Below are 21,405 nucleotides of genomic sequence, written 5' to 3' on the forward strand. Positions count from 1 at the left end.
TAGTCAGATGACCTAACACGCCTCCCGGCCTGCGGATCAGGCTGACGTCGAAGGGTTTCGGCGAAAGGGCGGTCAGGTGGGCTTGCAGGTGACGTCCGCGGCGGTCCCGGACGACGAGAAAGCGGCGTTCTGGAGCAGGGATCTGTCGCGGGCGCTGGTGCCGGTCGAGGTGGTCCCACTCGCCGGGCAGCCGATCGAGGGGCATCTGGCGTCGCATCGGCTGGGGTACGTGCGAATCTCGACGCTGGAGGCGGACGCGGCGCGGGTCTCCCGGCCGGCGGCGCTGATCGCACGGGACCGGCGGACCGAGCCGCAGGTGGGGGTCGGGGTGCAGGTGTCGGGTCGGGCGGTGCTGGAGCAGGACGGGCGCCGGGCGGAGGTGCCGGCCGGCGGGCTCGTCCTGTACGACACGACACGGCCGTACTCCATCGACTACCCGGAGCGCTTCCACACCCATCTGTTCCACCTGCCGCGCCGGCTGCTGGGCGTCCCGGAGCGTGAGCTGCGGCGGGTGGCGGGGACGGTCGTCACCCCGGCCGAGGGATGCGGGCCCGTGCTGCTGCCCTTCCTCAGCACCCTCGCCGGGTCCGCCCACTCGTACTCCGCCCCGGTCGGCGACCGGCTGGCCGGCAGCGTCGCCGACCTACTGAGCACGCTGGTCGCCCAGCTGACCGCCGCACGGACGGCCGGCGGGCCCCGTCCCCGGAACGACCACCTGGTCCGCCGGGTGCGGGAGCACATCGACCGCCACCTGAGCGATGCGGAACTGTCACCCGAGACGATCGCGCGCGCCCATCAAATCTCCGTGCGGTATCTGCACCGGCTCTTCGAGAGCGAGGGGGTGACGGTGAGCCGACTCATCCAGCAGCGCCGGCTGGACGCCTGCGCCCAGGAGTTGCGCCGCCGCGGCCGTACCGTGCCGACGGTGTCGACGGTCGCCCAGCGGTGGGGCTTCGTCCACCCGGCGCACTTCAGCCGAGCCTTCCGGGCCGTCTACGGAGTCTCGCCGAGCGAGTGGCGCGCGCTCCGGACCATGGAGGCCGAGTGATGAGTCGCTTGCCGGTGGCCGCGATCCGTGCACGGACAGGCCACGCTGGAAGCCGTCCCGGAAGTACGGTCGAGCGGCGTGTGCGCGGGGGCGGGAAGGCGCCCCGGCACTCGGCTCGGTGCGTACGGCAAGGCGGCGACGGACCTGCCGGACACCTCCAGCCGACGCGCTGCGCGACGAGGGCGAGGCATACGCGGCCAGGCTCCGCGGGGCGGGTGTCCCGGTGGTGGCGACGCGCCACCAGGGTGCCGTGCACGGCTTCCTCCTCCTCGACGCGCTCCACCCCACCGGCAACCGGCACCGCCCGGGCCGCACTGATCCAGGCCGTCGACACCGTGCACATGGCCCTGCACCGCGGGTTCCTGGCGAGGCAGGGCGGCGCGGTGCCTGCGTCCGGTCCGCCCTTACCGCCGTCCGAGGAGCGCTGATGTCCGTCGTTCTCGACACCGCCCCGCTACCGTTCGCCGAACGAGCCGAGTACTGGCACGAGGCGGTCTCCCGCACCTTCATCCCGGTGGACGTGTCCCTGCTCGAAAGCACGCCCGCCGCCGCGACCATCACCAGTCACCGTCTGGGCGCCCTGCAGGTCTCTCTGGTGCAGGCCGGCCCGCAGCGGGTCGTCCGCAGCGCGGGTCTGATCGCCCGGGGCGGGGAGGACCACCTCACGCTGGCGCTCCAGCACCGGGGCGCCGCCCGGCTCGTGCAGGACGGCCACCAGGTGCTGCTGCAGCCGGGCAGCTTCGCGATCTCCGATGCCCGGCGGCCGTTCGCCAAGGAGCTGCCGGAGCGCTTCGCCTTCACGGCTTTCCACTGGCCGCGGTCGGCGGTGAGCCTGTCCGACGAGGATCTGCGGGTGCTCACCGCGACGGCCTTCGACACCGGCGGCGGCACGGCCGCGCTGGTGGCCGCCTATCTGGAGCGCCTGGCCCGGTCGGCCGGCTCGCTCGAACCGGCTCTCGCCTGCCGACTCGCCACCACAGCCCTGGACCTGCTCGCGGTGCTGGCCCACGAGCGCCGCGGGCGGTCGGCCCCGGACGCGCCCGAGGCGGCCCTCGCCACGCTGGCCAGAGTGAAGGACCACATCCTGCGCCACTTGGGCGACCCGGACCTCTCACTGGAGCGGATCGCGGCCGCCCACCACGTGTCGGTGCGCTACCTGCACAAGATCTTCCGGTTGGAGGGGGTGACGGTGGCCCGCTGGATCCAGCACCAGCGTCTGGACATGTGCCGTCGGGCCCTGGCCCGCCGGACGGCGAATCGGGCGACCGTGGCGGCGGTCGCGGGCCGCTGGGGGTTCGTGAGCGCCAGCCACTTCAGCCGGGCGTTCCGGGCCGCCTACGGAGTCTCCCCGAGCGAGTGGCGAGCCAGCGCGGGGACGGGTCTCCCCCCGGGGCCCCGTCCAGCTGCGGCTTCCGGGTGCGAGGCGCGGTGAAGTCCCCTCCTCGTCCGGATGCCGCGGTCTTGGCGCGACCGCGGGCCCGGTGGCACCCTCGGCGGCCGACGAGGCGTCACCGGCGGTGCCCTGCGGTACGCAGGACCGCCGGCAGGGGTGCCGGCCCGGCGCGACGTGCGCGGACCGACTGAAGCGCGTGCGCCCAGGGGACAGGATTCCCGCCTGAGCGTTCCTAGCCTGATGACACACCGTCAGGACCACGAGCTGCGAGGTGATCACCATGTCCGAGCAGAACGCCGCGGGCGCCGGGCCGACCCTGGAGCCCGAGGCCCGGGCTTTCACCGAGGCGACCGCGAACCCGCCGTACCTGTTCGACCTGGGCTGCCGCCGGCGCTGGTCATCACCGGCGAGGCCGACGTGCTGCGCGACGAGGGCGAGGCATACGCGGTGAAGCTGCGTCAGGTCGGCGTCCCCGTCACCGCCGTCCGGTTCCTCGGCACCATCCACGACTTCGCGATGCTCAACGCGCTGCGTCCCTCGAAGTCCGCGCAGGGTGCCATCACCCTCGCGATCGGGACGCTGCGCCAGGCGCTTCACCGGGGGTGACCGCGCCGCCACCTCAGATCGCCGACCTGATCCGTGCCGCCGTCCGCTCCGTCACCGACCGACCGGGAGAGCCATGAGCAGCCAACCGCGCCTCCACCGGCACAGCCCCGAGATCCGGGCCTTCGGCACCGTCACCCAGCTGCCGATCGCCCTGTCCCACGACGCCCGGCAATACTCCTGCCAGCGGCTCAATCGCATCCTCGCGGACACCCAGTTCCTGTACGCGCTGTACAAGAAGCACCACTGGGGCGCGCACGGCCCGACCTTCTACCACCTGCACCTGCTCCTCGACAGGCACGCCCAGGAACAGCTTGACCTGGTCGACGTGCTCGCCGAACGAGTGCACAGCCTGGGCGGCGTCGCGGTGGGCGATCCCCGCCACGCCGCCGAGATCACCGGCGTACCCCGTCCGCCGGACGGGGTCGAGGACGTAGCGGCCGTGCTCTCGCGTCTCCTCGACGCCCACGAGACCATCCTCGCCGAGGCCCGCGACGCGGCCACCCGCACCGTGCGGCTCGGCGATGACAGTACCCAGGACCTCCTGGTCTCCCAGGTCATCCGCATCGGTGAGGCCCAGGTCCGGTTCCTTGCCGAGCACCTCGTAGTCACCCCCCGGACCGGGGCGTGACCGCCGGCGGGGCCCGTCCGACGACGGCCCCGCCGCGCCTGTTCGTTCCGTCGAGCCGCTGCGCAACCGGCTCCGCCGGCAGACCTTCCCCCTTGTGCCCCTCGGCGCCGAGTCCGAACTCGTCGACCGGGAGCCCGAATTGACCCGCACGGCCGGCGACCGTCGAGGTCGCCCGGCCGTCACTCAGTCCCGTCAGGAGGAAAACCCATGCGTTCACGCTTCGCCGTGCGGCTGCGGATCGCGGCGATCGCCGCGCTGCTCGTCGTCAGCTCGGCCTCGATCGGTCCGTCCGCACAAGGGGCACCCGCCGCCGAAACCGGCATCGCGGCGGGCGCCCAGTACGACACCACCCACGTGTACGTGACGCCCGGCTCCATCGATGCCTTCGTCACCAGCTGGGAGGCCACGTTCGGCGGCAGCCACACCCAGAAGGCGCTGGTCACCGTCACACCCACCCCGAGCCGGACATACTCCGAGCTGGTCCTCTCACCGGTCGGCACCCTCTCCGTCTTCGACTACCAGACGCCCGCGCCCTACCCGTTCGGGGCGGAGCGCACCGGCTGGCTGGTCCAGAACCTCGACCAGGGCGTCCGCAAGGCCGAGGACGCCGGTGCCGCTGTCGTGGTGGCCCCGTTCGCCGATCCGATCGGACGGGACGCCGTCATCCAGTTCCCCGGCGGCATCGACGCCCAGCTGTACTGGCACACCACGGCGCCCTCCTACCCGCCGCTGGACTCGGTGCCGGAGAACCGCGTGTACGTCCCGGCCGGCTCCCTGCACGCCTTCCTGCACAGCTATCTGCGCTTCACCGGCGGACGGGTGGTCTCCGACGACTCCCGCGCGCCGGGGCAGGAGCTGGGCATGCCCGGCACCACCTACCACCGGATCAGGATCACCAGCCCGTTCGGGGACACCGTCGTGCTGGCCACGGACGGGCACCTGCCCTACCCCTTCGGCCGGGAACTGACCGGATACCAGGTCGACGACCTGACCGCGACGCTGGCCCGCGCCACGGCAGCCGGAGCCCAGGTGCTGTGGGGACCGCAGACGACGGCCGACCGTGACTCGGCCCTGCTGCAGTTTCCCGGCGGCTACGTGGCCGAGATCCACGATCCGCGGCCGCAGCGCTGACCGACGCCGGCGCCCCGTGTCGCCTGGGCCCGGCTCACTCCCAGGCCGGTACGGCGTGCGTCACGACTGGCTCGCTCCGCACGAACTCCCGGGCCGTGCGCTCGAATTCGGGGTCGACCCCGGTAGCGCGCTCGTGGTGCTGGGCGCGGTGCTCCGCCCACGAGGTCAGCGTGAAGACCTCGACGAAACGGTTCGGTTCGGCTGCGTCCCGGTACAGCCGGCCGAACCGGCTCGCCCGGTCCTTCGCACATGACGAGTTCGGATGAACTGACGACGCGACCGGTACCTCGGTGGGGTGCCGGTCGTTGAGTGGGACGTGCCGATATCTCGTTCACGTCGCCCAGGGGTCCACCGTCCGCGGTTGACGGTTGAGTTGACGCCCGTGGTGGCGAGGCGTCTGGGCGCTCTGCTCCTGCGGGCAGGATGAGTCACGGAGGTGAAGTCGTGGAGCAGTGGGCCAGACGCGAGGACGAACGGCTGCTCACCGGCCGGGGCCGCTTCGTCGCCGACATCGAGGTACCGGCCTGCCTGGATGCGGCGTTCGTGCGCAGTGGTGTGGCCCACGGCGTGCTGCGCGGGGTGGACTGCGCCGCCGCTCGCGAGGTGCCGGGGGTGGTGGGGGCCTGGTCGGGCGCGGATCTGTCGGAGCCGGCACCGCCCGGGCTGACGGCCTCCGGCGCTCAGGGGCTTCCGGCGGTGCCGCACACGTTGCTGGCCGGGCTGTCCACCGAGGAGGCCGTGGCCGGGCGGGAGTGGCCGGCGCTGGCCAGGGGCCGGGTGCGGTACGCGGGCGAGGCGGTGGCGGTGGTGCTGGGCGAGGACCGCTACCGGGCCGAGGACGGGGCGGCGGCGGTGTCCGTCCGGATCGACCCGCTGCCCGCGGTGGTCACCGCGGGCGCCGCGGTGACGGACTCGGTCCGGCTGTTCGACGGTCTGAGCAACACCGCCTTCCAGGGGGAGGCGGGGAAGCCGATCGATGCTTCGGTGTGGCGGCAGGCTTGCGGCGGTGGTGGAGGGTCGCTACCGCCAGCAGCTGTTGCTGCCCTCCCCGATGGAGTGCCGGACGATCCTCGCCGTGCCGGAGGACGGCCGGCTGACGGTGTGGTCGGGGCACCAGATGCCCCACCGGCTGCGGCGCGAGCTGGCGGCGCTGTTGGGGTGGCCGCTCGACCGGGTGCGCGTGGTGGTCCCGGACACCGGCGGGGCGTTCGGGTCGAAGAGTGCGGCGTTCCCGGAGTTCGTCGTGGTTTCCTACCTGGCGGTGCGGCTGGGCCGACCGGTGCGGTGGATCGAGGACCGGCTGGAGTCGATGACGGCCGCCACCCGGGGCCGGGGGCAGGACCAGCGGGCGCGGCTCGCCGCCGATGCCGACGGACGGCTGCTCGCCTACGAGTTGGAGGTCGACGCGGACGTGGGAGCCTACCCCCACCTCGGCGCCGGGCTGCCGATGCAGACCGCCTGGATGGCCACCGGCCCGTACGCGACCCCGCGGGTGCACGCGACCGTCCGTTCGGTGCTGACCAACACCATGGTGACGTACCCGTACCGCGGTGCCGGCCGGCCGGAGGCGGCGATCGCGCTGGAGCGGGCCATGGACCAGCTGGCTCGTGAACTCGACATCGACCCGGCCGAATTGCGGCGGCGCAACTTCATCCCGCCGCACCGGTTCCCGTACCGGACGCCCACCGGTCGGTGCTACGACAGCGGGAACTACGCCGCCGCGCTGGACCTGGCGCTGGAAACCCTGGACTACCCCGGGTGGCGTGCCGAGCAGGCCCGGCGCCGAACGGATCCCGACGCGCTGCCGCTGGGCATCGGCCTGTCCTGCTACGTGGAACGCTCCGGCGGGGAACCGGGTGGGCTGCACGAGTTCGGCGGCGTCGAGGCCGCTGCGGACGGCACGGTCGTCGTCCGGTGCGGCGCGGCCTGCGCCGGCCAGGGGCACGAGACGGTCTTCCCCGCGCTGGTGGCCGAGGCCCTGGGCGTGGACGCGAGCCGGGTCCGGCTGATCGAGGGGGACACCGGCGAGCAGCCCGAGGGCCTGGGCTCCTTCGCCAGCCGATCCGCCCAGGTGGCCGGCGCGATGCTGCGGCACACCTCGGGGCTGCTGGTCGCCGAGGCGCGGGAGCGGGCCGCGCGGCTGTGGGACGTTCCGTCCGAGGCCGTGGGCTGGTCCGACGGCGCCGCACAGCTCGGCCCGAGCGGCTCGCAGGCGATCGGACTGGCCGAGCTGGTGCGGGCCACCGGGCCGCTGCGGGTCGACGACCGGTTCGAGACGGGCATGGCCTTCCCCTTCGGCGCCCACGCGGTGGTGGCCGAGGTCGATCCGGAGCTGGGTACCGTACGACTGCTGCGGGTGGTGGCCGTGGACGACTGCGGAGTGCAGCTCAACCCGGAGATCGTGCGCGGGCAGGCCCTCGGGTCGGCGGTACAGGGCATCGGCCAGGCCCTGTACGAGGGGATCCCCTACCGGGACGACGGCGTACCCCTGTTGGCCTCCGGGCTGTTGGACTACCTGCTGCCGACCTTCACCGAAGTGCCGCCCATCGAGCTCAGGGACACCTGCACTCCGAGCCCCGGTACTCCACTGGGCGCCAAGGGGGCGGGTGAGTCGGGCTGCATCGGCACTCCGGCCGCGGTCGTCAACGCCGTGGTCGACGCGCTGCGGATCGCCGACCCCGACCTGTTGCAGATGCCGCTCACCCCGGATGTGGTGTGGCGGGCGGCCCGTGCCCCGAAGCTCACGGAGGCGCCCCGATGAAGCCCGCCACCTTCGACTACGCCGCACCGCGCACGGTGCCCGAGGCCGTCGAGCTGCTCGGCTCCGCAGACGGGACGGCCCAGGTGCTCGCCGGCGGGCAGAGCCTGATCCTCGACATGCGGCTGCAGCGCGTGCGCCCCGGGCTGGTGGTCGACATCAACCGCGTCGCCGGGCTCGACCGGATCGACGCGGACGACCGCACCCTGCGGGTGGGCGCCCTGGTGCGGCACCGCGCGTTCGAATCGACGCAGTCCCTCCCGGGCCCGCTCGGTGCGCTGTTCGCCCGCGCGGTGGTCCACATCGCCCACCCGCCCATCCGCACCCGCGGTACGATGGCGGGCAGCTTCGCCTGGGCGCATCCCGCCTCCGAGTGGTGCGCCGTGGGCACCGCCCTGGACGCCGGCATCGACCTGCACGGCCCGCAGGGCACGCGCAGCGTCGCGGCCCGGGACTACTTCCGGGGGCCGCACGTGACCGCGCGCCGACCGGACGAGCTGCTCACCGCGGTGACCTTCCCGCTGCTCGACGAGGACACCGGGGTCGGCTTCACCGAGCACCGCCGTACGCACTTCTGCTTCGCCCAGGTCGCGGTCGCCGCCACCCTGACGGTGCGGGACGGAGTGGTCGCCGAGGCCCGCATCGGTCTGGCCAACTGCGCCGACCGGCCGCTGCGGGCCCGCGCGGCGGAGCAGGCGCTGATCGGCTCCGAGGTCCGGGCACCCGCCGACGGGCACCGGCTGCCCGAGGGACACCCGTTCACCCGGGCCGGCCGGATCGCCGCCGAGCAGGACGCCGCACCCGTGCCGGAGCCGTACGCCGACGTCGAGTACAAGCGGCACGCCATCGCGGTCCTGGTTGCCAGGACGCTGCACCAGGCGGCGCGGGACCTGCGATCCCGCCGCGCCGAGCCGGACGGAGACCGCGCATGAGGATCACCCTGACCGTCAACGGCGAGGCGTACGAACTCGACGTTGAGCCCCGCCGCATCCTCGCCGACGTGCTGCGGGAGGACTGCCGGCTGACCGGCACCCACCTGGGCTGCGAGCACGGCGTCTGCGGGGCGTGCACAGTGCTGGTGGACGGCGAGGCGGTCCGCTCCTGCCTCGTGTTCGCCGTGCAGTGCGACGGGAGCCCGGTGCGCACCGTGGAGGGCCTCGCTGGGCCCGGCGGCGAGCCCCACCCCCTCCAGCGCGCGTTCTCCGCCGAACACGCCCTGCAGTGCGGCTTCTGCACGCCGGGGTTCCTCATGGTGGCCGCCGGCGCCCTGGCGGCCGACCCCGGTCTCGCCGACTCCCCGGAGCGGGTCGACGCCCTGGTCGGTTCCAACCTCTGCCGGTGCACCGGCTACGAACCCATCCGCCGCGCGATCCTGCGGGCCGCCCGCGAGCAGGACGCGCCGCGCCCGCACGACGCGCGGGGCCCGCGGTGACGGCCGTCCGCTCACGGCTCCTTCCCGGTCCGGCCGTCGGCAGCGGCGGCCGCGTCCGGACCGTCGAGGCCCAACCTGCGCCCGAGGCCCACTCCTTGGTCGTGGATGGCGGTGCCCTCCGCGAGGCGGAGCCGCTCCCAGGTCTGCAGGGCGGTGTCCGCGGACGGCGCCTGCCGCAGGGCCTGGAACAGGGTGATGGCGTCGGCGGCGGCCTTCTCCGTGCTGGCCGCGGTGTGGGGCCGGACCACGAAGGCGGCGTCCCCGGTCAGCAGGATCCGGTGGTTGCGCATCCTGGTGGCGCGCGCGTCGAGGATCGCCTGCACGAAGGGCTCCGCGGTGTGTTCCACCAGGTGACACAGGGGCGGCGGGAGCGTCGAGCGCGCGCGGGCCAGGAGGTCGGTGCGGACCTGGGGCGCGAGCAGTCCCGGCGGCAGTGACAGCCCGTGGCGGGTGCCGTTGCGGTCGGTGGTGACGCGGGCGAGTTCGGGCCGGTCCGCCCGCGTGTACCAGACCCAGTTCATCCGGCGGCGGCCCGTCGCGGTCGTGCCGAAGTCGCCCGGGATGAAGTAGCAGAGGAACTGGCTGCGGTCCCCGTCCCAGAAGCTGAACCGGTCGTCGAAGCGCGCCACCAGTTCCTTGGGGAGGTCGGCTTCGTCCACGACGCCGCGGTAGGCGACGTAGCCGGCGTAGCGCGGCGCACCGTCCGGTGTGACGAGTCCGCGGTGCCGGGAGGCGGATCCGTCCGCGATGATCGCCAGGTCGACTGCCCGGGCCGCCTCGCCGACATGGACGGTGGCCCCCGCGGCGCTGGGCACGAGGGCGGTCACCGGCTGCCCGTCGTGGTAACGCTCAGCGGGCAGCACGTCCCGGAGGGCCTGGTAGATCGTTCCCCAGGAGATCATCCGCTGCCGCATGGGCATGATCCGCACGTTCCCGTCCCCGGTGAAGAACTGCCGATGGGTGACGGGGACGCTGACCCGGTCCGGATCGACGCCGCAGAACTCGCGCAGGAACCAGGCGACGCCCGGTTGCAGCACGATGCCGGCGCCGCGGTCGTCGGGGCGGCCCGTGGAGCGCTCCCAGACATCCACGTCCAGGCCGAGCCCGGTGAGCGCGACGGCATGGAACAGGCCGGCGAGCGACCCGCCGACGATGCCGACCGAGGTGACGTCGGGTGTCGCGGTCATCGTGAGCACCTCCCTTCCTCGCACCCGGCTGCGGCCTGCGGTCGGCCCGTCTGCTCCTCCAGGGCTTCGGTGAGCCGCTCGACGTCGACCGCGCCGTTGATCGCACGCCCGCCCAGGACGAACAACGGCACACCGCGCAGCCCCAGCCGCCGGGCGAGTTCCTCGTCCTCACGCACGGCCCTCTCCAGCGCCGGGTCGCCCAGCCCCTGCGCCACGCCGGGGGCGAGGCCTTCGTCCTCGCCCAGCCGGGCCAGCACGGCCGGGTCGCCGATGTCCTGCCCCTCGGCGAAGTAGGCGGCCAACAACCGGTCCGCCATGGCGGCGCCCAGCCCCGTCTCGCGCTGCGCCAGGGCGATCAGGCGATGTCCGGCCCGGGTGTTCGGTGTCCTGGTGATCTTCTCGTAGTCGAAGGCGATGCCGTCGCCTCGGCCGGCCAGGACCGTGCCGTGGTCGAGTTGCCGGGACCGTTCCCAGCTACCGAACTTCGCGCTTCGGTAGGTGCGCCGGTCCATCCCCGCCAGGGGCATGGCCGGGTTCAGCTCGAACGCGCGGTGACGGATCCCGAACTCGGCGCCGGTGCGTCCTTCGACGGTGTCGACCGCTCGCCTCAAGCGGCGTCCGCCGATGTAGCACCAGGGGCAGATCAGATCGCCGAACACGTCGATCGTGAACATGGGGCCCTCCTCTTCCTTCCTCATCGGACCGACTAGTCTGTCCGATCCGAACGGCAATCGAGCCGAACCCATTCCCATGCCCGTCGGAGGCGCCGATGACCAGCCCTGAAGCGACCCGCGCCAAGATCGTCGGAGCCGCCGCCGATCTGTTCGCCCGCTGCGGAGTCCGCGCGGTGGGGATCAACGAGATCTGGCGTGCGGCGGAGGTCGCCAAGTCGACGCTCTACCAGCACTTCCGCTCGAAGGACGAGCTGGTGGAGGCGGTCCTGCGCCGGCGCAACGACGCGTGGTGCGCGCGACTGCGCGCGCTCGCCGAGAGCCGCGACGCACCGGCCGACCGGCTCCTCGCCATTCTCGACCTGCTCGGCGAGGAGTTCGCCGATCCCGCCTACCGGGGCAACGACCTGGTGAACGTCGCCGCCGAGTACCCCGATCCCGACCACCCCGTACGGGCCGCCATCCGGGACCACAAGCGGGAGATCCTCCACTACCTCACCGACCTCGCCACCGCCGCGGGATCCCACGCCCCGGAGCGGGCCGCCGCCCTGCTGCTCATGCTCGCCGATGGGGCCGTATGCGCCCGGGTCGGTCTCGGCGACGCCGACGCTGCCCGCACCGCGCGCACGGCAGCGGCACGACTGCTGCCGGCCGGCCCGTCGAGCGCCGCCACCCCCTGACGCGGGATCAGGCACCGGACCGGGCCGCCGGGGCGGGGCAACGGCTCCCGCCGCACGCCAAGCGGTCCGATCGGCCTGACGGTGACGGACGTTCCGTGCGCGCGGCCAGGCAGAAGCAGGCGGACACACCGGCCTGGCAGGCCTTCCACTGCGACAGCGTCCGCCGGTACGCCGCGCTGACCACCCGGATGGCGGCGACGGTGTCCCGCTGGAAGTCCGGGCGGCCGGCATCGACGAGAAGCCGAAGGCGTCGGGACCCGCTGCGTGCCCGGCGGGCCGCCAGTGTTCCCGCCACAGGCGAAGTGCCGGATAGTGGCCGGTTCGGCAGGCTCCTACGGGTGCCACCGGTCCGCGGCGGGCCGGCCCGTGGCGGCGAACCGCCCCGCGCCGCCCTCAAGCAGTGCCGCCGCGATCGAGCGCGCCTGCTCGTCGGTGGCGGACCGGATGAATGGGGCGAACGTGAAGAACGTCGTCATCTCGTCCTTGGTCCCGGTCAGCAACTGTTTGCCGTCCGGGCGCCCGTCCGCCAGGGCCTGCTGCCAGATCGCCGGCACGCCGAAGGCGCCGAGGACGGGGTACATCGGCGGAGCGGTGCTGCCCGGGCGGGAGACGTCCCGGGCGAGCTGCCGGTAAGCGGCGAGCAGGTGCTCGGCCGGGACGGTGCGCGGCCGGCGGGTCGGGGCTGCGGTCCAGGCCAGGCCGGTCGACCACACGTTGAGGTGAGGCAGCCGTCCTCGTTCCAGGCGGGGCGCGCCGTCCCATCACCGCTTTGAGCCGGGAGGGCTCCTGGGGCACGGACGACCCCGGGGGAGCCGCGTCCCGAACGTCCGTGAATTGCTGGACGTCGAGGGTCAGGGGCGGTTCGGCACCCATCTCGCCGGACCCGCGTAGCCGCGCCCCGGTCGGCCGGCCGCCCGTGGCCGACCACGGCACTGTGGCCCGACGGTCTGCATTCAGCCGCCCGCGTTCGAGACGAACTGGGCCAGCCGGGCGGAAGACCTTCTCCCGCAGTGGGGTCCAGGCGGACCCGGCGGAATCCGTGATGGTACTCGGCTCCATCGACCCTCCCAGGCTCCCTGTCGCGTGGGCCCCGGGCCCACGCGACAGGGAGTCGCCCGCGGTCAGGTCCGGTGCAGGGCGAGCCGCGTGGCCACGCCGCCGCCGACGCCGGCGACCACCGCCGCCGGCAGCCACCACCATGGCCAGTGCGCCAGGCCGAGCGCGGCGTCGAGCGACCACCGGCCTGGGCCGGTGGCGGCCAGCACCGCACCGATGGCGATCAGCACGAGGGGGTACTCGTACCCGTCGTGCTGTACCCACAGCCCGTGCGGCCACTTGACGGTGAGGGCGACTGTCATCACGCCCATCACACCCGCGCCGGCCAGCGGGGTGAGCAGGCCGAGCGCCAGCATCAGCCCGGCCCCGATCTGGGTGCCGCCCGCGGCGAGCGCGGTGAGCCTCCCGCCGCGGAAGCCGTCGCCGCGGAACTCCGCGGTGCCACCCGCCAGCCCGCCGCCGCCCAGGCGGAAGCTGACCTTCTGGACGCCGTGGCCCGCGACCAGAAGGCCTGCGACCACCCGCAGCAGGAGAAGGCCCGTGTTCATGACGGACTCCGGTCGAGTTCGGTCGCGGCCCGTCAGCCGGCGGCGTGCGGGTTGACCATGGCCTGGGCGTAGACGACACCCATGCCGTAGGCGCCGCCGTGCTCCTTGACCAGGTCCGTCACCGCGACATAGGTCTCGGTCCGGGCCCAGTCGCGCTGGAGCTCCAGCAGCACCTGCACCCAGGTGACCGGCACCGCGCCGGCCGCGGTCATCCGCTGCAGGGCGTGCTCGTGCGCCTGCGGGCTCACACCGCCGGAGGCGTCCGCGACCACGTACACCTCGTAGCCCTGATGCAGCGCCGACAGCGCCGGCAGGACCAGGCAGACCTCGGTCCACAGGCCGGAGAGGATGATCTTGCTGCGGCCGGTCGCCTTGACCGCCTCGACCAGCGCCGCGTCCTCCCAGGCGTTCATGCTGGTCCGGTCGATCAACTTCTGCTCGGGGAAGACCGCCCGCAGCTGCGGGAGGATCGGCCCGGAGAAGGACTCCGCCGCCACGGTGGAGAGCACCACCGGCACGTCGAATATCTTCGCGGCCTTCGCCAGGCCGACGGTCGAGTTGATGATGGCGGTGCGGTCGCCGCTGCCGGTGCCGAAGAACATCTGCGGCTGGTGGTCGACGAACAGCATCATCGCGTTGTCCGGGGTGAGCAGATCGGGACTCGGGGCGGCGTGGACCCTGTCGAAGTCGACCATGATTCTTCTCTTCTCTCGGAGCGTCAGGGAGTCGATGAAGCGCTGGGCCCCGTCGGACCGGCGGGGCCGCACGCTGGACGACGCTAGGACACTTCGCACGGAACGGCTGCTCCCTCCGTGCCCCGGGAGTGTTCCGACACTGCACGCGGGCCCCGGGTGGGTCGTCGAGGGGGAACCGTGCGCTGAGAGGCAACCGGCGATGCGCTGCGATGGCACTACGGACGCGGCCGGCGGCCTAGGTTCGCCGGGTCGTTCCACCGGACTGCCCGAGAGAGGAATCCCGTTGTCCGCCATGCCCGTTGCCGGAATCCGCCCCGGCGCCCCCGAGGAGCCCGCCGACCTGGTCGTCCGCAACGCCAAGGTGTTGACCAACGACCCGCGCCGCCCCCGGGCCAGTGCCGTGGCCGTCCGGGACGGACTGGTCCAGGCGGTCGGCCTGGCGTGCGGCCCGCGGTCTCGCCCTCCCGGGGCAGGGCGCGGCGCCGCTGGACCCGTGCTTCTTCTGACGATGCGACAACTCGGAGAGGAGGCGTCATGACCACCGCAGGTGATCCCCGCACCGCCCCGCCACAGGTTTCCGGACCACAGGTTCACGACCGTCATCCGCTGGCGCTGGCCCTGTTCGCCCTCACCGCGGTCAGCGGCCTGATCGACGCGGTGAGCTACCTCGGCCTCGGCCATGTCTTCACGGCGAACATGACCGGCAACGTCGTCGTCATCGCCTTCGCCCTGGCCGGAGCACCCGGCTTCTCCGTCGCAGGCTCGCTGACCTCCCTCGTCGCCTTCCTCGCCGGCGCGGTCCTGGCCGGCCGCCTCGCGGCGCGGTACGCCATCACGCGGCGCGGCCGGTGGCTGCGCGCGGCCCTGGTCCTGGAGGTCTCGCTGCACGGCGCGGCCGCTGCTGTCGCCTTCGTCCGGGGTGTCGACGGGGCCGCGCAGTACACCGTGATCGCCCTGGTGGCGGTGGCGATGGGCATCCGCAACGGCACCGTGCGCGCCCTCGCCGTCCCCGACCTCACCACCACCGTCCTCACCCTCACCCTCACCGGCCTCGCCGCCGACTCCCGCCTGGCCGGCGGCACCGCCCCCCGCCAGCGCCGCAGGGTCCTCGCAGTCGCCACCATGCTGGCGGGCGCCCTGCCGGGTGCGGTCCTGGTGCTGCACGGCCAGATCGCCTGGGCCCTGGTGGCCAGCGCGGTGCTGGCCGGTGCCACCGTCCTGCTCAACCGGGAGTGAGACAGCACCACTTCGCTCGGCTCCCCATTCGCGCCGCGTCCCTTCCGGAGACCTCATGCCCTCAACGGCCGCCTTGGAACTGTCCCGATGGCAGTTCGCCATCACGGCGATCTTCCACATGTCCTTCCCGGCCCTCACGGTCGGTCTCTCCGTGCTGCTCGCCGTCGTACAGACCGCTTACGTACGCACGGGAAACCCGCTCTATCAGCAGATCTTCCGCTTCTGGAAGAAGATCTTCGCGGTCGGCTTCGGCCTCGGCGTCGTCGCGGGCACCGTGATGACCTTCGAGTTCGGCCTCAACTGGGGCGTCTTCGCCCACGCCGTCGGACCCGTCATCGGAGTGACCATCGGCATGGAGGTCATCACGGCCTTCTTCCTGGAGGCCGGCTTCATCGGCGTGATGCTCTACGGCGAGGGCCGGGTCAAGCCGCGGACCATGGCCTTCGCCTCCTGGATGGTGGCCTTCGGCACCCTGCTGTCCACCACCTGGATCCTGTCCGCCAACAGCTGGATGCAGGACCCGGCTGGCTACACCGAGACGGCCGGCCAGTTCCACCCGAGCGACTGGGGCGAGGTCCTGCTCAACCCGGCCTTCACCTACCGCTTCCCGCACATGCTGCTGGCCGTGCTGATCAGTGCGAGCTGGTTCGTCGGAGGCATCTCCGCCTGGTACCTCGTCAAGCAGCGCCGGGCCGCGCTGCCGTTCGCCCGCCGCTGCCTGTCCGTCGCCCTCGGCGTGCTCGCCGTCCTGATGCCGGTCCAGCTGTACATCGGCGACGCCACCGCCATCTTCATGGCACAGCACCAGCCCGCGAAACTCCAGGCGTTCGAAGGCAACTGGCGCACCGACAACAACGGGTACAACCTGGTCGTCGTCCCCGACACCGACCGGGGTGCGAACGATCTGCGCATCACAGTCCCGCACCTGGGCGCGGTGATCGGCCACGACCTCACCGGCGAGGCAGCGGTGCCCGGCCTGCTGGAGACCCCGCCCGACCAGCGGCCCAACATGTGGAGCACCTTCTACGGCTTCCGGGCCATGTACTTCACCGCCCTCGCCATGTTCGCCACCGCCCTCGCGGGGCTGGTGCTGCGCCTGCGGAGGCGACTGTTCGACTCCCGCCGCTTCCTGCGCTGGATGGTCTGGATGACACCGGCCGGCGTCATCGCGATCACCGGCGGGTGGATCACCGCCGAGGCGGGGCGCCAGCCCTGGGTGGTCTACGGCAAGCTGCGCACCCAGGACGCGCTGTCGCACTTGAGCACGGCGCAGGCCGCGACCACCCTGACCGCCTTCGTGCTCCTCTACGCGGCCCTGCTGGCCATCTGGGTCCGCTACATCGTCCGTACCGTCAAGGCCGGACCCGACCTGCCCACGGGTGAAGCCGCGACGGCCGCCCCCGGAACGGAGGCCTCCGTTGCTTGAGTACGCCACCTACGCCCTCGTCCTGCTCTCGCTCGGCATGTACGTCGTCCTGGACGGCTACGACCTGGGCGTCGGCATGCTCAGCCTGTTCGCCAAGGGGGAGAGCCGGCGCGAGTACGGCGAGCTGATCGCCACCGCCTGGGACGCGAACGAGAGCTGGCTCGTACTGGCCGGTGTGGCCCTGTGGGCCGGGCTGCCCGGCGTCTACGCGACCGTGCTCCCCGGGGTCTACCTGCCGCTGATCGGCATGCTGCTCGCGATCATCCTGCGCGGCATGGGACTGGAGTTCCAGAGCGCCGCCACCGGCTACCGGCGCGGGTGGGCCCTGCTGTTCGGCGCCTCCTCGCTCGCTGCGACCCTCTGCCAGGGCCTGGTGCTCGGCGGCGTGCTCTCCGGACTGGAGCAGCGTGACGGGTCGTTCAGCGGCGGCGCCTTCGACTGGCTCACCCCCTACAGCCTGCTGTGCGCGCTCGGCCTGGTGGCGCTCTACCTGCTGGCCGGGGCCGCCTGGCTGCAGGACAAGACCGAAGGTGCCGCCCGCGAACGCGCCGGTCGGGCCGGGCGCCCGCTGCTGGCGGCCACCGCCGTGGCCGCGCTGATCCTCGGGTTCGGCCTGCAGGCCGCCGACCCGCAGGAGTTCGGGTTCGACGAACCGGTGCGCGCGGCACTGTTCTGGACTGCCGTCGCCGGGGCGGCGGCCGCGGGCGCGGTGGCCTGGTACGGCTTCGGACGGCGGCCCGACTGGCGGCCGTTCGCGGGTGTGGTCACCGCCCAGGTCTGCGGCCTGCTCGCCCTGGTGGCCGCGACCGCGCCGGTGGTCGTCCCGCCCGGGCTGACGCTCCATCAGGCGTCGAGCCCGCCCGGCTCGCAGACCTTCCTCGTCGTCGGCGTGGGATTGTGCATGCCGGTGGTGTTCGCCTACAACGCGTACGCCTGGTGGGCCTTCCGGGGCAAGTTCACGCGGACCCCGGAGGCGCCGCTCGACCCGCTGCGGGTGCGCACGGGGGCACCCCGCCAAGCCCGGCCCGAGGCGGGCGGCTTCGTGGTCGTGGTCCGGCGCGCACTGCTCACCGTGCTGGGCGTCGGGTTGGCGGCCGTGTCCCAGGACGTCTTCGGTGGCGTTGCGACCTGGATCGATCCGCTGGGCGTCACGCTCCTGTCGGCGGCGGCCCTGGCCGCCTGGATCATCAGCGACCGGAGGGACCAGCGGGACGGGGTCTTCGATCTCGACCCGGACGATCAGGACCCCGTTCGGACGGGGACGTGAGCACCTCGACCGCCCTGCTGACCGAACTCGGCGACGCGCGCGTCCGGGACCAGGACGACGAGGTGTCGGCCCGGTTGCACGCATGGGCCGAGCCCGGCCGCGCGGAGTTGCGGCGGGCGGGCCTGCTGCGCGGTCTGGCCCCGCTGGGCACCGTGCTCTGGGCGGCCGGTCTGGCCTGGGCGGCGCAGCGCGGGCTCACCGGCCAGCACGGCGGACGGCTCCCGGTACGGATCCTGCCCGGCGCCGGGCTCGTGCTGGCCGGTGTGGCGGTCCGGGCGGCGCTGCTGGCCACCGCCGACGCGGCGGCCGCGCGCGGCGCCCGCCGGGTGCGCGCGGCACTGCGCGAGCGCCTGCTCGCCGCAGCTCTGCCTGCGCGCGGCCCCGCCCGGCCCGCCATCGGTGACGCCGCCCTCGCCGAGTCCCTGACCGGCGAGGTCGCCCGGCTGACCGAGTGGCTCACCGAGTACGTCCCCGCTCGCACCACGATGCTGCTGGGCAGCGGTCTGACCTTGGCCGCCATCGCGGTTCGCAGCTGGTTCGTAGCACTGATCCTGGTCATCGCCACCCCGCTGTTGCCCGCCAACCTCAAGGTCATCGGCCTCGGTACACAGGCCGCCGTGCACGCGCAGCTCACGGCGGTGCGCCGGCACGGCGCGCGCCTGCTCGACCACCTGCGCGGCCTGCCCACCCTGATCGGACTGGGCGCCCGGGAGACCGCCGCCGTCGCGCTGCGCGAGGACGACGAGGAACTGGCCCGTCGCACCCAGGCCGTGCTACGGGTCGCCTTCCTCTCCACCGCCTGGATCGAGCTGCTGATCACCGGCACGCTCGCCGTGGTGGCGACCTACTGCGGACTGGCGCTCCTCGACTACCTCCAGCTGCCGCTGGTGCCAGGCCGGATGAGCCTGGCCACCGCGCTCTTCGTGCTGGTGCTCACCCCCGCCTACTTCGCGCCCGCCCGCGACCTGGCCCGGGGCTACCACGCCCGCGCCGAGGCCCGCGCCGCAGCGGAGCTGATCGAAGGGATACTCGCCGGCGCCGGCAATGACGGCGACGATCCGGACCCGCCCGCGCCGGCCCGGCACACCGGCGGCGCGGCCGGCGTGCACCTGGACCATGTGACGGTCCGTCATCCCGAGCGTACGGAGCCGGCACTGGACGACGTGAGTCTCCAGCTGGCCCCCGGCGCCCTCGTCGCCGTCACCGGGCCCAGCGGCGCGGGCAAGTCGACCCTGCTCGCCGTCGCCGCGGGACTGGCTCAACCCACCTCCGGAACCGTCGCCCACGAGTGGGGCGGCACCTTCCAGCCGCCGTCACCCGCCTCGGTCGCCTGGGTCGGCCAACCCGCGCACCTGCTGCCCGGCACCGTCCGCGAGAACCTGCTCCTCGCCCGACCCGATGCCACCGACGAAGCACTCTCCGCCGCCTTCCGCACGCTCGGCTTCGGCGACCTGCTCGCCGACCTGCCGGGCGGTCTGGACACCCCGCTCGGCGAGCGGGGCAGCGGGCTCTCCTCCGGCCAGTCCCAGCAACTCTCCCTCGTCCGGGCACTGCTGCGGGACGCCCCGCTGCTCTGCCTGGACGAGCCCACCGCCCACCTCGACCCGGTGGCGGAGGCCCGCGTGGTGGCGGCCCTGCGCACGCTGATGCGCGGCCGGAGCGTGCTGCTCGCCACCCACAGCCCCGCACTGCTCCCGCTCGCCGACCGGACGATCCACCTGGACCGGGGAAGGACGCAATGAACGCCTGGAAACTGCTGAGCCACTCCATGCCCCGCCGCGACCTGGCCGTCGCCATCGCATTGGCCGCGGCGGCGGAACTGAGCGCAGCGGCGCTGCTGGGCCTGTCCGGCTGGTTCCTGACGACCTGCGCGCTGGTGACCCTGCTGGCCAACACGACCTGGTCGTGGATGTACCCGTCGGGGACGGTCCGCGCCCTCGCCCTGCTGCGCACGTCGCTGCGCTACCTCGAACGGCTGGTCAGCCACCGGGTCGTCCTCGCCACGACCGTGACCCTGCGCGGCCGCCTGGTTCGGGGTGCCGGCGAACTGAGCGCGCGCGAGCTCCGAGCCCAGCGCGACGGCACCCTGCTCGCCCGCCTGACCGCCGATGTCGAGACAGTGGCCGGCCTGCCCGCCCAGGTCGTCGCGCCACTCGCCGGCTGCGCGGTCACCGCGGTGCTGGTGGAGGCGCTGCTGCTGCGGGCGAGCCCGACGCTCGGTGCGGCCGAGCTCGTCGTGTTCGGGGGCGGCACCTGGTGGGCGATCCGCACCGGCCGTCGGGCCCGGCGGCACCTCGCAGGCGCGGCCGCCGCGCGGGCCGGCGCCGGGACGAACCTGATCGCCGCCCGGACCGCTTTCAACGAACTGCGCTGCCTGGACGCGATCCCGCAAGCCCGAGGCCTCGTCGCGACGGCGCTGGAGCACGAGGAGGCGGCTGCCGCCGCCGCGGCAGCCGAGCAGCGCAAGGGCCGCCTCGGCCTGAGGCTGCTCGCCGCCCTCGGCCAGGGCCTCGCCCTGCTTCTCGCGCTGCAGGCAGGCGCCTGGTCGCAGCCGGTGGCCGACGCCGTCGGCGAGGTGCTGCTGCTCGCGGCGGTGTGGGACCTACTGGAGCGCCTTCCGCAGCTGCTGCAGGAGCTGGCCGCCGCCCAGGACGCGGCAGCGCGTCTCGGCCCGCTCGGTGCGACCACCGCCGACCGGCAGCCGCCCGCGCCGACGCGGCGCGGCCCGGTGCTCACCGTGATGGACCTGCCCGCTGCCAACGGTGGGCGGCCACTGTCGTTCACCGTCCGCGCTCCCCGGCTGATCGTCGTCACCGGCCCGAACGGCAGCGGGAAATCCACGCTTCTCGGGCAACTGGCCGGACGGCTGCCGACCACCTCCGGCCGGGTACGGCTGGACGGCGCTCCTGTCGCGGACCTGCCCGCCGAAGCCGTCGCCGACGTGCTCACCCTGGTCGAGGCCGACGACTGGCTCGCCGACACGACCGTCGCGGCCAACTTGCGTCTGGCCGCACCACTCGCCGACCCGGAGCACCTGCGTGCCGCGCTGGCGACAGTCGGCCTCGGCGCCCTGCCCCTGGACACCCCGGTCGGCCCCGCCGGCCGCGCGCTCTCCCAAGGACAGCGCCGCCGCCTCGCCGTCGCCCGCGCGATCCTGCGCCGGCCGCGCATCCTGCTGCTCGACGAACCCACCGCAGGCCTCGACCGGCCGACCGCCGAGGCACTGCTGCGCGAGCTGCGCAGGGCGCTGCCCGACTCGGCCCTGGTCCTCGCCCTGCAGGACCAGGACCTCGCGCTGCTCCCGTGGCACCCGGACGTCGCGGTCGACCTGGCCGGCGCGACGGCTCCTCAACCGGCCTGCGAAACCGGGTGTTCCCACACGCGGTGAGAGCCGCCCCGGGCAGGACGGGGGTCGGGAGGCGATCCGGAACGTCCTGACCGTCGGCGCCCGCACCGACCTCGCCGTGTTCGACGGTTACCGGCCCCTCGCCGTCGGCGGCGACCGCTCACCACCGCCAACGCCTACGCTGCCCACCCCGCCCTCACCCCTGAAACCGTCCAGGCACTCCTGGTCCATGAGGCACGCTGGACCACCGCGATGACCGACGGCGGCAAGGACTTCGCGCGTAACGTGCTGCGCCGC

At 73.6% G+C, this 21,405-nt stretch carries 18 protein-coding genes and 3 pseudogenes; 16 read left to right on the forward strand and 5 right to left on the reverse strand.

From position 1 onward, the window contains the following. Positions 1 to 88 precede the first annotated feature (88 nt). The 10 genes and pseudogenes from ACGFWJ_RS06745 (at position 89) to ACGFWJ_RS06790 (ending at position 8,996) form a co-directional block, all read left to right on the forward strand. Positions 89 to 1,048 (forward strand): helix-turn-helix domain-containing protein, encoded by a 960-nt coding sequence (locus tag ACGFWJ_RS06745; RefSeq protein ID WP_392945968.1) that lies wholly within the window; start codon positions 89 to 91, stop codon positions 1,046 to 1,048. A 118-nt stretch (positions 1,049 to 1,166) separates the two neighbouring features. Then, positions 1,167 to 1,301, forward strand: a pseudogene (locus tag ACGFWJ_RS06750) (hypothetical protein); the annotation flags it as partial. A gap of 174 nt (positions 1,302 to 1,475) precedes the next feature. Then, positions 1,476 to 2,480 carry a helix-turn-helix domain-containing protein gene (locus ACGFWJ_RS06755; RefSeq protein WP_392946504.1) on the forward strand — a complete coding sequence of 335 codons (1,005 nt, stop codon included), beginning with the start codon at positions 1,476 to 1,478 and terminating at the stop codon, positions 2,478 to 2,480. A 339-nt stretch (positions 2,481 to 2,819) separates the two neighbouring features. Then, a pseudogene (locus tag ACGFWJ_RS06760) lies at positions 2,820 to 3,047 on the forward strand (alpha/beta hydrolase fold domain-containing protein); the annotation flags it as partial. Between the two features lie 73 nt (positions 3,048 to 3,120). Beyond that, the gene (locus tag ACGFWJ_RS06765; RefSeq protein ID WP_392945970.1) at positions 3,121 to 3,675 is read left to right on the forward strand and encodes a Dps family protein; all 555 of its coding nucleotides are present in this window, start codon (positions 3,121 to 3,123) and stop codon (positions 3,673 to 3,675) included. A 207-nt stretch (positions 3,676 to 3,882) separates the two neighbouring features. Continuing rightward, on the forward strand, positions 3,883 to 4,806 hold the full coding sequence (locus ACGFWJ_RS06770) for a glyoxalase (RefSeq protein WP_392945972.1): 924 nt from the start codon (positions 3,883 to 3,885) through the stop codon (positions 4,804 to 4,806). Between the two features lie 423 nt (positions 4,807 to 5,229). Continuing rightward, positions 5,230 to 5,622: pseudogene (locus tag ACGFWJ_RS06775) on the forward strand (aldehyde oxidase); the annotation flags it as partial. Between the two features lie 190 nt (positions 5,623 to 5,812). Then, a complete protein-coding gene (locus ACGFWJ_RS06780; RefSeq protein ID WP_392945974.1) occupies positions 5,813 to 7,567 on the forward strand; it encodes a xanthine dehydrogenase family protein molybdopterin-binding subunit in 1,755 nt (584 codons plus the stop codon). Further along, on the forward strand, positions 7,564 to 8,496 hold the full coding sequence (locus ACGFWJ_RS06785) for an FAD binding domain-containing protein (protein ID WP_392945976.1): 933 nt from the start codon (positions 7,564 to 7,566) through the stop codon (positions 8,494 to 8,496). The genes ACGFWJ_RS06780 and ACGFWJ_RS06785 overlap by 4 nt, the downstream gene beginning before the upstream one ends. Continuing rightward, positions 8,493 to 8,996 (forward strand): (2Fe-2S)-binding protein, encoded by a 504-nt coding sequence (locus ACGFWJ_RS06790; RefSeq protein WP_380338271.1) that lies wholly within the window; start codon positions 8,493 to 8,495, stop codon positions 8,994 to 8,996. Before ACGFWJ_RS06785 ends, ACGFWJ_RS06790 begins: the two co-directional genes overlap by 4 nt. Positions 8,997 to 9,007: 11 nt before the next feature. On the opposite strand, the gene ACGFWJ_RS06795 is transcribed toward ACGFWJ_RS06790, so the two are convergent. After that, a complete protein-coding gene (locus ACGFWJ_RS06795) occupies positions 9,008 to 10,183 on the reverse strand; it encodes a hypothetical protein (protein WP_392945978.1) in 1,176 nt (391 codons plus the stop codon). Beyond that, entirely contained in the window at positions 10,180 to 10,857 is a 678-nt protein-coding gene (locus ACGFWJ_RS06800; protein ID WP_392945980.1) for a DsbA family oxidoreductase, read from the reverse strand. Before ACGFWJ_RS06800 ends, ACGFWJ_RS06795 begins: the two co-directional genes overlap by 4 nt. 95 nt (positions 10,858 to 10,952) lie before the next feature. On the opposite strand from ACGFWJ_RS06800, the gene ACGFWJ_RS06805 reads away from it, so the two are divergent. Further along, positions 10,953 to 11,534 (forward strand): TetR/AcrR family transcriptional regulator, encoded by a 582-nt coding sequence (locus ACGFWJ_RS06805; RefSeq protein WP_392945982.1) that lies wholly within the window; start codon positions 10,953 to 10,955, stop codon positions 11,532 to 11,534. A gap of 332 nt (positions 11,535 to 11,866) precedes the next feature. Here ACGFWJ_RS06805 and ACGFWJ_RS06810 read toward each other — a convergent pair whose 3' ends face one another. The 3 genes from ACGFWJ_RS06810 to ACGFWJ_RS06820 all read right to left on the reverse strand — a co-directional run bounded on the left by ACGFWJ_RS06810 (position 11,867) and on the right by ACGFWJ_RS06820 (position 13,833). Beyond that, positions 11,867 to 12,247, reverse strand: coding sequence for a hypothetical protein (locus tag ACGFWJ_RS06810; RefSeq protein WP_392945984.1), 381 nt, complete (start codon positions 12,245 to 12,247; stop codon positions 11,867 to 11,869). Positions 12,248 to 12,655: 408 nt separating this feature from the next. Continuing rightward, positions 12,656 to 13,138: a DoxX family protein gene (locus ACGFWJ_RS06815; protein WP_392945986.1), complete on the reverse strand. Its 483-nt coding sequence runs from the start codon at positions 13,136 to 13,138 to the stop codon at positions 12,656 to 12,658. 32 nt (positions 13,139 to 13,170) lie between these two features. Next, positions 13,171 to 13,833: a hydrolase gene (locus ACGFWJ_RS06820; RefSeq protein ID WP_380338285.1), complete on the reverse strand. Its 663-nt coding sequence runs from the start codon at positions 13,831 to 13,833 to the stop codon at positions 13,171 to 13,173. Between the two features lie 534 nt (positions 13,834 to 14,367). On the opposite strand from ACGFWJ_RS06820, the gene ACGFWJ_RS06825 reads away from it, so the two are divergent. The 5 genes from ACGFWJ_RS06825 to ACGFWJ_RS06845 all read left to right on the forward strand — a co-directional run bounded on the left by ACGFWJ_RS06825 (position 14,368) and on the right by ACGFWJ_RS06845 (position 21,150). Continuing rightward, positions 14,368 to 15,069 (forward strand): YoaK family protein, encoded by a 702-nt coding sequence (locus tag ACGFWJ_RS06825; protein WP_392945988.1) that lies wholly within the window; start codon positions 14,368 to 14,370, stop codon positions 15,067 to 15,069. Positions 15,070 to 15,142: 73 nt separating this feature from the next. Further along, the gene (locus tag ACGFWJ_RS06830; RefSeq protein WP_392945990.1) at positions 15,143 to 16,495 is read left to right on the forward strand and encodes a cytochrome ubiquinol oxidase subunit I; all 1,353 of its coding nucleotides are present in this window, start codon (positions 15,143 to 15,145) and stop codon (positions 16,493 to 16,495) included. After that, complete coding sequence (locus ACGFWJ_RS06835; RefSeq protein ID WP_392945992.1) at positions 16,488 to 17,762, forward strand: cytochrome d ubiquinol oxidase subunit II; 1,275 nt, start codon at positions 16,488 to 16,490, stop codon at positions 17,760 to 17,762. The genes ACGFWJ_RS06830 and ACGFWJ_RS06835 overlap by 8 nt, the downstream gene beginning before the upstream one ends. Further along, positions 17,759 to 19,504 carry an ABC transporter ATP-binding protein/permease gene (locus ACGFWJ_RS06840; protein WP_392945994.1) on the forward strand — a complete coding sequence of 582 codons (1,746 nt, stop codon included), beginning with the start codon at positions 17,759 to 17,761 and terminating at the stop codon, positions 19,502 to 19,504. Before ACGFWJ_RS06835 ends, ACGFWJ_RS06840 begins: the two co-directional genes overlap by 4 nt. Continuing rightward, positions 19,501 to 21,150: an ATP-binding cassette domain-containing protein gene (locus ACGFWJ_RS06845; RefSeq protein ID WP_392945996.1), complete on the forward strand. Its 1,650-nt coding sequence runs from the start codon at positions 19,501 to 19,503 to the stop codon at positions 21,148 to 21,150. The genes ACGFWJ_RS06840 and ACGFWJ_RS06845 overlap by 4 nt, the downstream gene beginning before the upstream one ends. The last annotated feature ends 255 nt before the right edge of the window (positions 21,151 to 21,405 follow it).

The sequence above is a fragment of the Kitasatospora sp. NPDC048407 genome (assembly GCF_043200475.1).
GTDB lineage: Bacteria > Actinomycetota > Actinomycetes > Streptomycetales > Streptomycetaceae > Kitasatospora.